At 56.9% G+C, this 3,041-nt stretch carries 5 protein-coding genes; 3 read left to right on the top strand and 2 right to left on the bottom strand.

Going from position 1 to position 3,041, the window contains the following annotated elements:
* Window positions 1-112: 112 nt before the first annotated feature.
* Both IEX64_RS23955 and IEX64_RS23960 read right to left on the bottom strand, forming a co-directional pair.
* Complete coding sequence (locus IEX64_RS23955) at window positions 113-643, bottom strand: RNA polymerase sigma factor (protein WP_188823954.1); 531 nt, start codon at window positions 641-643, stop codon at window positions 113-115.
* Window positions 644-781: 138 nt separating this feature from the next.
* A protein-coding gene (locus IEX64_RS23960) for an IS5 family transposase (RefSeq protein WP_188823955.1) occupies window positions 782-1,539 on the bottom strand; the annotation gives its coding sequence in 2 pieces (ribosomal slippage) (window positions 782-1,206 and window positions 1,206-1,539; 759 coding nt in all).
* A 38-nt stretch (window positions 1,540-1,577) separates the two neighbouring features.
* On the opposite strand from IEX64_RS23960, the gene IEX64_RS24845 reads away from it, so the two are divergent.
* The 3 genes from IEX64_RS24845 to IEX64_RS23970 are packed head-to-tail and all read left to right on the top strand — an operon-like array spanning window position 1,578 to window position 3,008.
* The gene (locus IEX64_RS24845) at window positions 1,578-1,763 is read left to right on the top strand and encodes a DNA adenine methylase (RefSeq protein ID WP_373290202.1); all 186 of its coding nucleotides are present in this window, start codon (window positions 1,578-1,580) and stop codon (window positions 1,761-1,763) included.
* A 46-nt stretch (window positions 1,764-1,809) separates the two neighbouring features.
* Window positions 1,810-1,944, top strand: coding sequence for a hypothetical protein (locus IEX64_RS24675; protein ID WP_268238478.1), 135 nt, complete (start codon window positions 1,810-1,812; stop codon window positions 1,942-1,944).
* Window positions 1,941-3,008, top strand: a complete 1,068-nt coding sequence (locus IEX64_RS23970) for an ORC-CDC6 family AAA ATPase (protein ID WP_188823960.1) — start codon at window positions 1,941-1,943, stop codon at window positions 3,006-3,008. The genes IEX64_RS24675 and IEX64_RS23970 overlap by 4 nt, the downstream gene beginning before the upstream one ends.
* Window positions 3,009-3,041 lie beyond the last annotated feature (33 nt).

Here is a 3,041-nt window from a genome sequence, read left to right on the forward strand (position 1 = left end):
TGCGCACGGCCCAGTCGAGAGCCTGCTCACGGACCGCTTCGTCGCGAATTGTCTCGTCACTGGCCATGCCGGGCTCCTTTCACAACCAAGACGGAATCGATTACCCGCAACCTCATCGCGTCTCTCCGTCGGCGCGAGCCTTCCATTCGGCAAGGGCCCGATAGGCCGTACGCAGGTCACTCTCCACCGTGCTGAGGCTCACGCCGAGCTCCGCAGCAAGCGCCTTCTGGGCGATCCCATCTACCCGGTGTCGGCGGAAGGTCTGTGCGATGCGAGGGCCAAGGCTGTCGAGCATGGCGAACACCTGCGCCGCCTCCTGCGTGGCGGCCAGCCGGCGTTCCGCCGAAGGTTCGGAAGAAGCCTCTCCCCCGCCCGATTGGACATCGCTCCAGTCGCGCTCGCGCTTTTCCGCCTGACGCTGCGAGCAGTAGCGATCGATCATGGCCGCGTTTGCCGCGCTGTAGAGATAGGGGACAGGCGCCGAGACCGGCCCCGCTCCGCTGGTGGCAACACGAATCCAGACTTCGTGCAGAATGTCCTCGGCAGCATCGCCCGCACCTCTTACCTGCAGGAAGCGCAAAAGCTGCTGCCGGTTTGCAAGGAAGGCGGCTTCGAGGCCGGAGGCTGGCGGCGGGGGGGACACGGATATCGGATTCTCTGCTCCTGCACCGCTGGTTAGTGCGTTTTGGCTGGCAGATAAAGCGAGGAACTCAGGGCTACCATTCAGCGTCACGTGGCAACGCTTAGGCTGCAAACAGGCGCTAGGCTCAGGACTCGTTGATCAGAGCCAAAAGAGGACGGTGGCTGCGAGAGCGAGGGTTGAGAAGAATACGGTCGGGCAGCGGTCGTAGCGGGTTGCGACGCGACGCCAGTCCTTCAGGCGCCCGAACATGATCTCGATACGGTTGCGGCGCTTGTATCGACGCTTGTCGTATTTGACGGGCATCGAGCGGGATTTCCGGCCTGGAATGCAAGGTTTGATGCCCTTTTGCTCAAGAGCATCCCGGAACCATTCGGCGTCGTAGCCGCGGTCGGCCAGCATCCACTGTGCCTTTGGCAAGTCATCGAGCAAAGCCGCTGCACCGGTGTAATCGCTGATCTGGCCCGCCGTAATGAAGAAGCTCAAGGGCCGTCCGTTGGCATCAGTGACGGCGTGGAGCTTGGTATTCATGCCGCCCTTGGTTCGTCCGATCAGGCGCCCGAGATCCCCTTTTTTACCCCAAGGCTGGAAGCCGTGCGGTGAGCCTTGAGGTAGGTCGCATCGATCATGATGGTTCTGGGCTCAGCGCTCTGGGCAGACAGACCTTCCATCATCCGGCTGAACACGCCCATCTCGCTCCATCGCTTCCAGCGATTGTACAAGGTTTTGTGAGGCCCGTACTCCCTGGGTGCATCACGCCAACGCAAGCCGTTCCGATTGACGAAGATGATGCCGCTCAGAACGCGCCGATCATCGACACGCGGCTTTCCATGGCTCTTGGGAAAATATGGCGAAAGACGCGCCATCTGCTCGTCCGTCAGCCAATACAGGTTGCTCATGCTCAGTCTACTACCGGATTAGAGGTGAATTCAATGAAATGGAACCTGTCGGTCTTGAGTCCGCAGTTCGATTCCTTTACCTGAATCGAAATTGTTTCAATGGCCTTTGGCGAACAAACCTGAAGGGACATTACAACGTGCCTTGGGGCGGCAACGCAATGGGCGATAATCCCCCCATACAACTGCTACCGAAATCCACCGAAGGCACTGGCGAAGCAACTTGAGCAAGCCATACCAAAGCCAAAAGGCGCGCTCGATTGGAGACAAGCCATGGAGCAGTTTCCCGGCCTTGCTTACCAGATTCCGTCGGACCAAATCGCGCTCATACAACTGCTGTCACAATCGGGGATCAGCTTGGCATTCGACGGCGACGGTCTGCCATTGCAAGTAGGTCGGTGGAAATGAAATTCGATGTCGAATATAATGCTCGATCATTGGCGCCACGCGATGTCGCTAAGTCGTTCATCCCACCAGAGCCAAACTTTGGAAAACTATTTTCAAAGAATTCTGCGCTGATCGTTGGCCCGAGAGGAAGCGGTAAGACGACGCTACTGAAGATGTTGACGCTTCGAGCACTGCAACACTGGGAGCATGAAGACGCCCCTAGCTACGCCAAGCAAGTTTCTTTTAATTCTGCTTTCATTCCGGCAGATTTAGCGTGGGGTAGCCAGATCCGCGCGTTGGATGAATCCTCAGACGAATTGCCGTCAAGATGTGAGGCGGCGTTCGTTCTACATTGCATTCGTGGCCTGATTAGAGCGATGCGAGAGGCAGTCGAGCTAGGTCGCATGAGCCATATTCCTGATCACGTGAAGCATCTTGCTGCTGAGCTAACAAAGGAAGATGAAGCATCATTTGCCCAGGTGGCGAGTGACTCGCTAGCTATAGAGCCAATCCTCCCGACATTGTTGGGTGTAGAGATAGGCGTCGAAAATTCACTCAACCAAGCGCCTGGCGGCGATTTGGAGCGGTTTTCATACGAAGTTCTTCCTTCATTGATTTCCACCCTTGTAACTGCATTCAATGGCTTGATTGGGGATGACGCACGGCGCTGGGCGCTCCTGATTGATGAGCTTGAGATTGCCCCGACACGCGTCAAACAGTTCTTGCTTTCGGGTGTTCGCGGATTGGATGAGCGCATCATCCTCAAATTGGCCATGGCACCATACATGGAAGATGCACAATTCGGTAAGGATCCGAAGTCGCCGCATCCCATACATGATTACCAAACAATTCCTCTTACCTATTCGAATAAGTCTGATGCGGCGCAATTTACACGCGCTCTGGTGCAGCGCACTTTCCATCGGCTCGGCTTGGAAATTGACAGGGTTGAAGATGTTTTCCAGCGCCCTCCTGAAGGAGGGTTCGGAGGTCCACGCGTTGCGACAAATAGGCGGGACAGCCTCCCAAAGGAATTTTCTGAGCTGGAGACCCGCAAAAACCGGGTTGGACAAGGCTTGGGAGCCTGACGACGGAGATGCCGATGCTGCCGGACGCTGTGG

The organism is Novosphingobium indicum, assembly GCF_014645195.1.
In the GTDB taxonomy this organism is placed as follows: Bacteria; Pseudomonadota; Alphaproteobacteria; order Sphingomonadales; family Sphingomonadaceae; genus Novosphingobium; species Novosphingobium indicum.